Below are 6,659 nucleotides of genomic sequence, written 5' to 3'. Positions count from 1 at the left end.
AAAGGCTGTCCCTATGATAATGCTTGTATAGAATCATTTCATGCTAGTTTAAAAAAGGAAGAAGTATATACTAAAACATATAAAGACTTCAATGAAGCTAAATTAGCTATATTTAATTATATAGAAGGATGGTATAACAGAAAAAGGCTGAATTCTGCTATAAATTATATGACCTCAGATCAATGCGAAGCGTTAACAAGGAATATAGCATAAAAATTTCGATTTTTTCTGTCTACTATATTGATATAAATCCATCTGGTGTTGACATTGATATTAGATTCAGATTTCTTTAGTAATAGAACAGGTCAAAAAGAAGTTTACACAAAGTTTTTTAAACACCCATTTTATCCTTCATAGTACATAATAAATATTTATATTATGAATTTTATCTGTTTCGAGTACGTTTCCAGAAGTTTGACATTCTATAATCAGGATTATCAGTTACTTCTTGTCCAAACCATTCAGGCGGATTGAAACTCTCAGCTTCTTCTACAGAATTAAATTCTATTTCTCCATAAAAAAATTCAGTAGGCCTGCCAATATCAGCAGCGCCAAGAGTAAGTTCATGTCTATTTACTACATATCTATAAAAATGTTTAGAAATAAAATCCTCTTCTTTTATATTTCCAACAATCATAAGTTCATTGAATTCTTTTTCTGTAAGTTCTTTCTGCACTTCAATTCTTTCTATAGTTCCTTTGCTTTTTATACATAAAGCATAAGTGAAATTATCGTCTCCAGCTTCACGTCTTGCTCTTATTCGGACTTCTGGATCTGTACTTATATATGCCTGTTTATAAAAATATTCTCCAAGTATTGTAGTTCCATCAGGTGCTGCAATTGATTTAAATAACCATTTTCTTTCAATTTCCATATGTATGTCAGCCTCTCTATAAAAATATTAATAAATGTTTTAGATACAGACTAAATTTATAAATAAATAGTGTTGATACATCCAAAACAATATAAGAATTAAAGAAATCTTGAAAAGATTTCATCATAATTTATTGTCAATTGTCCATTGTACACTGTCAATTGATATATATATTATAAAATAAATTTAAAGAAAATGTTATCATAATATGTAGATTGCATTATAAGTTTTAAGCATTTTTTTATTTAGTTTGTTTGAGGATAAATTTTTATAAAAACAGCTCGTACTAATGGAGAAACAACCAATAAGTTTAATGGAAGAGCTACTATAAAGTTTTTCCATATTCCATTTAAATAAGCATATGGAAGCATTGGTGAAAATCCTATATTAATAATTACTCCATAAAATGACATACATAATACCATGCCACATACCATGAAAAATGAAATAAGAAGAATTTTTTTAATCATTGGATCATTTTCATTTACAAGTTTTCCAGCAATATATTTAGCTATTTTTCCTACAACAAATACATCTAAAAATAAAGCAACAAAAAATCCTGGCCAGTAATCATATAGCAGTTCTGAAAAAATTTCAGATGAAAATCCTTTAACTAAAATCATATTGTATACTGTCATTCCTAATACCATGCAGGCACACATCATAAGTGTGAAAACAAATCTTTCTTTTTTATTTTGTCCCATTTTATCTACTCCTTTTCTGCTTTATTATCAATTTGGTTTACAATGTATTTTAACATGTCAATAATATATAGTCAACCAAGTTGACTACGTGAGCATGATATTTTATACTGAAATTAAATATTATACATTACAAATTTAAATATATAGCTAAAGAAAATAATTACAATGCACAATAGCTATTATTTCATGCATTAAAGTATATGTTAGGGGAAAACAGTTATGAAAAACAGAAAGTACTTTGAAAATATGAATCTTATAGATCTTGTAAGTGAAATGCATTTGGAACTCAGAAATAGAGTAAATAGGATATGGAATGAGAATAATGTTGAAAAAATAAATCATACAGAAAGCCATATATTTGGAATGCTTGCTATGGAACCAACTACTGTAGCAGAATTGTCAAGGAATCTTAATATATCCAGACAGGCAACCCATAAATGTGTACAGAATCTTATAGAAAGAGGATATTTATATGCAAAAAGCAAGGAGGGAAACAGTAAAGAAAAGATTATATGCCTTACAGACAAAGGGATTGAGTGTAATGATGAAATGCTTAAAATAAAAAATGATCTTGAAAGGAAAATAGGAAATAAAATTGGAGAATCAGCAGTTGAAATCATGAAGTTATTATTAAAAAAAGAGTGGATAGATTAAAAATAATATTTCACTTAAAGTAAGTTTGGTTGACAAAAATATTATAATTTATTTTTATATGATTTTTTAATTGTCATATCAGTTAAAATTTAAATTTTAACTAAATTAGTTATTGCATACTTAGATTTGAATAACTAAAATTGAGATATAATATGCAAATCTACATTATATATTTAGAAATAGTAAAACTATAAAATAATCAAAGAAATTTTGCAGAGATTTCACTATTTATTGTCAATTGAAATATATTTTTAAAATTTATATTGACTCCTACCTTAGGGGGGGATTTATAATAATTATGTAGATGAAAAGAATAATTATATAAAATTTATTTTATTAAAATTAATGAAGAGAGGATGAAAATAATGAAAAAGATACCTTTTTCACCACCAGATATAACAGAAGAAGAAATACAGGCAGTAAGTGAAGTATTAAGAAGTGGGTGGATAACATCAGGTCCACAGCTTGAAAAATTTGAAAAAGGAATAGAAGAATACTGCAAAGTAAACAAAGCTCTTGCATTGAATAGTGCAACATCAGCTATGGAAGTAGTATTAAAAGTTTTTGATATAAAAGCAGGCGATGAAATAATAACAACTCCATATACATACACAGCAACATCAAGTGTTGGAATTCACAGAGGTGCAAAGCCTGTATATGTAGATGTAAAAAAAGATACATTTGAAATGGATATAGACAAAGTTGCAGAGAAGATAACACCAAGAACAAAAGTAATAATGCCTGTTGATATTGCAGGAGTTCCTTTTGATTATGATGCACTAAAGAAAGTCTTAAAGGATATGGGAAGAGAAGACATCATGATTCTTTGTGATTCAGCTCATTCATTTGGTGCAAAATATAAGGGTGAACCAGTAGGGTCACAATGTGATTTCCACTCTTTTTCATTCCATGCAGTAAAGAATCTTACAACTGCAGAAGGTGGAGCTGTAACATTCAATGATAATAATTTCAGAGGACATGAAGATCTTCAAAAATATATGAGATTTACAGCAATGCATGGACAATCAAAAGATGCTTTGAGCAAATTAAAAGCTGGAGCATGGGAATATGATATAATAAATGATGGTCTTAAATGTAACCTTACAGACATAGGAGCTGCTATAGGAAATGTACAGCTTACAAGATATGAAGGAATGCTTGAAAAGAGAAGAGCAATATTTAAAACATATAGCGATATATTAGGAAAAGAAGATTTTTCAATAATACCATTTACTAAAGATGATAATGGAACTGAAACTTCTTACCATTTATATCTTTATAGAGTAAAAGGATTTAATGAAGAAAAGAGAAACAAAGCTATTCAAATGTTAGCTGAAAAAGGAATTGCAACTAATGTACACTATAAACCTCTTCCAATGCTTACATTATATAAAAATTTAGGATATGATATAAAGGATTATCCTAATGCTTATGCACAATATGAAAATGAAATTACACTTCCAGTATACAGCAAGTTATCTTTAGAAGATGCTGCTTATGTTGCTGAAGAAGTTGTTAAGGTAATTAAGGAAATATTATAAAAATATATAGTATTTATATTAAGAAAATATTATAGAAAAAATACAGTGAATTTTATGAAAACAGTTTGAAATTATCAGGTTTCAGACTGTTTTTTATATGATAGTATAATAAATTGATATGCTCTCTCTATAGTAATGACAGTTTTATTATTTTAACTGTCTACTATAAAGGGAGCATATTATGTTAAGGCTATCTGCTTTTAATATTAAGTAAATTTTATTTTAAATAATTTAATAATGCAGTAATTCGTTCATCAGTCATTTGTATTGCGCCTATTTTATCATCAAAAGTTCCATCAGGATTGTCACATGTAGGGTATTTAGTCATTTTCTCATCAAGCCATTCCTTCTGCTCTTTGTAAAGTGAATCAAATTCACTTTGAGGCAGCTGTGATTTTAAACTTCCCCATAATCTGTTTATTATATCATTATATTTTTTATAAGTATTATTGGCGATTGATACATCCTGGCTGTTTACAAGAGCATCTCCACGTACATTTATATTTGCAACTTCATAACGATAGTCATTGTACAATTCACTTCTATTAGAATCATATACTACACCAGCATCTTTTCTTTCAGAACGGATTTTAGAAGATTCATCTTCTTTATTGTTTTTTTCAGAATCTTTATCTGTATCAGTGTTTTTTGCTTTTTCGCTGGTTACAAAATTGTTTAATTTAGTAAGCCCTTCAGGATAAAAAACTATATTAAGTATTTTATCAGAAGATTTATCAAAGATTACATCTAATTCCTGAAAGTTTTTCAATTTTGTATAGTGTTTTTTAGATTCAGAGTCACTTTTATAATAACTGTCAGTAAGATCTATTCCATATTTTTTTAAAACATCTTCTTCCTCAGACATTTTATATCCATTGTCTGAAACATCAAGACATAAATTTATACAATAGCCGTTATTATCAAATATTGCACTATCATTTCCATAAGTATATATGTATGGTTCATTATCTTTTTTTATTCCTGTTATACCAAGTAGCTTGTCTACATCTTCTTTTTGTGCTTTTATAAGTTTGGTACAGTCAAAAAGAAGAAGATTTGAATCTTCAGAAGAAACCTCCGAAGTTTGAGAAGTATTATTGGTATCGTCTTTATTAGATGTTTTTGAACATCCGCTTAAAATACATATAACAGAAATTGTTATGCATATAACTTTTAAAAAACCTCTTTTCATAAGTCCACCCCATAAAGTAATATTTATACAATATTATTTCATTTTATATAAATTAAGTCAATGAAATTTTTTACTATTGACGCAAGCAGAGGTATGGAGAATAATATAAATGAATATATCATGAAGCTGGGAGGAAGTATATTGAAAATTGGAGAATTTGCCAAAAGATCAGGAGTTACAGTAAAGACACTGCTTCATTATGAAAAAATCGGACTTTTAAATCCATCATCAAAGACTGAGAGTGGCTATAGGCTTTATTGTGAAGATGATTTTCTTAAGCTTCAGCAGATTACAACCCTTAAATTTATAGGTCTGTCTCTTAGTGAAATTAAAGATATACTAAGTGAACAGGGAGAAAATCTTGAAAGCATGATTTCAATACAGAAAAGAGCATTGGAAGAAAAGAAAAAACATATTGAAGAAGTAATAAATGTATTTAATAAAGCTGAGAGTTCTGCAAAAGAGAAAGGAATCCTAAATGTAAATAATCTTATAGACATTATTAAGATAACAAATATGGAGAATTCAGTTAAAGAACAGTATAAGACTGAAAAGAATCTTAATCTTAGAAGGAGCATCCATAGTTATAATGTAAATAATGTTGACTGGGATAAGTGGTGTTTTGATAATATGATTTTTCCAAAGGAAGGAAAGGTTCTTGAATTAGGATGTGGAACAGGAAGATTTTGGAGAGTTAATGAGGGTAAAATAAATAAGAATCTCAAGGTGTGTGTATCTGATTTTTCAAAAAATATAGTGAAAGCAGCAGAAAAGAATCTGGAATCTTTAGATGGTGATTTTGAATTCAGTCAGATAAATGCAGAAAAGATTCCTTTTGCTGATAATACATTTAATGTAATTATAGCTAAGCATATGCTTTATTTTGTTCCAGATATGGATAAGGCTTTAAGAGAAATAAGAAGAGTTCTTATGCCAGGGGGGATTTTTTATGTTACTGCTAATTCAAAAGATTATATGTTAGAGCTTAATAATATTGTTGAGCAGTTTGATTCTGAAAGTGGACTTAACAGTAATGGATATTCAACAAGATTTGAACTTGAAAATGGTAAAGAAATGTTGGAAAAATATTTTGATAATATAAAGGTGAAGATACTTGATGGAAAAATAGTAATAAATGACCCCCAACCGATTGTATCTTATAAAGCATCTACAATACAGGGAAGCAGAGTTCTTGTTGGACAAAAGAAATCAGACTTTAGAAATTATATAAAAAATTATATAAGCAGAAATGGAGATATTTTAATAAATGCAAAAACTTGCATGTTCATATGTGAAAAAAAATAATATCATAACTTTTACTGTTGTTAAGTAAGAAAATAAATAGATTTTATAGGTGCAAAATATGAATGCAGTTAAACTTAACATAAAGGCTGATAGAATGGCAGGTTTGGTTGGTGGAATTGCAAATGGGTTAAAGATATAATAATGTATATAGAAAAATATTTATTAAGAGGTGAAATAATATGTTTGCAGAAAATTTAGTACTATATAAGAAACATTCGGAAAATGACACAGGAGCAAGTTGCTGATGTCATTGGTATTTCTCGTCAATCTTATGCAAAATGGGAGCGGGGTGTTTGAGTTATAATAGTATAGATGATAAGATAAAAATGTAAATAAATGATCATTTAATAATGCATGAAATTGACTTAATAAGATATAATTACCTTAAA

At 27.9% G+C, this 6,659-nt stretch carries 8 protein-coding genes; 5 read left to right on the top strand and 3 right to left on the bottom strand.

Translation table 11 applies throughout. The features are described 5' to 3' along the window. Positions 1 to 213: IS3 family transposase (locus Q0F58_RS16175; RefSeq protein ID WP_294378857.1), on the top strand; the 213-nt coding region annotated here is incomplete at its 5' end. A gap of 172 nt (positions 214 to 385) precedes the next feature. On the opposite strand, the gene Q0F58_RS16170 is transcribed toward Q0F58_RS16175, so the two are convergent. Continuing rightward, complete coding sequence (locus Q0F58_RS16170) at positions 386 to 874, bottom strand: CYTH domain-containing protein (RefSeq protein ID WP_294378855.1); 489 nt, start codon at positions 872 to 874, stop codon at positions 386 to 388. A gap of 245 nt (positions 875 to 1,119) precedes the next feature. Beyond that, positions 1,120 to 1,578, bottom strand: a complete 459-nt coding sequence (locus tag Q0F58_RS16165; RefSeq protein WP_294378853.1) for a DUF2798 domain-containing protein — start codon at positions 1,576 to 1,578, stop codon at positions 1,120 to 1,122. A gap of 219 nt (positions 1,579 to 1,797) precedes the next feature. On the opposite strand from Q0F58_RS16165, the gene Q0F58_RS16160 reads away from it, so the two are divergent. Beyond that, positions 1,798 to 2,232, top strand: coding sequence for a MarR family winged helix-turn-helix transcriptional regulator (locus Q0F58_RS16160; protein WP_294378851.1), 435 nt, complete (start codon positions 1,798 to 1,800; stop codon positions 2,230 to 2,232). A gap of 365 nt (positions 2,233 to 2,597) precedes the next feature. Beyond that, entirely contained in the window at positions 2,598 to 3,773 is a 1,176-nt protein-coding gene (locus tag Q0F58_RS16155) for a DegT/DnrJ/EryC1/StrS aminotransferase family protein (protein ID WP_294378849.1), read from the top strand. Positions 3,774 to 3,990: 217 nt separating this feature from the next. Here the strand turns inward: Q0F58_RS16155 and Q0F58_RS16150 are convergent, their stop codons facing one another. Next, a complete protein-coding gene (locus Q0F58_RS16150; RefSeq protein WP_294378848.1) occupies positions 3,991 to 4,965 on the bottom strand; it encodes a hypothetical protein in 975 nt (324 codons plus the stop codon). Between the two features lie 141 nt (positions 4,966 to 5,106). Between Q0F58_RS16150 and Q0F58_RS16145 the strand changes: the two genes are divergently transcribed. Then, positions 5,107 to 6,270, top strand: coding sequence for a MerR family transcriptional regulator (locus Q0F58_RS16145; protein WP_294378847.1), 1,164 nt, complete (start codon positions 5,107 to 5,109; stop codon positions 6,268 to 6,270). A gap of 204 nt (positions 6,271 to 6,474) precedes the next feature. Then, positions 6,475 to 6,567 (top strand): helix-turn-helix transcriptional regulator, encoded by a 93-nt coding sequence (locus Q0F58_RS19700; RefSeq protein ID WP_367118203.1) that lies wholly within the window; start codon positions 6,475 to 6,477, stop codon positions 6,565 to 6,567. Positions 6,568 to 6,659 lie beyond the last annotated feature (92 nt).

Source organism: uncultured Clostridium sp. (assembly GCF_934754915.1).
GTDB lineage: Bacteria > Bacillota > Clostridia > Clostridiales > Clostridiaceae > Clostridium.
Note: the sequence above shows the minus strand (reverse complement) of the source record. Positions and strands in the feature narration are given on the sequence as shown.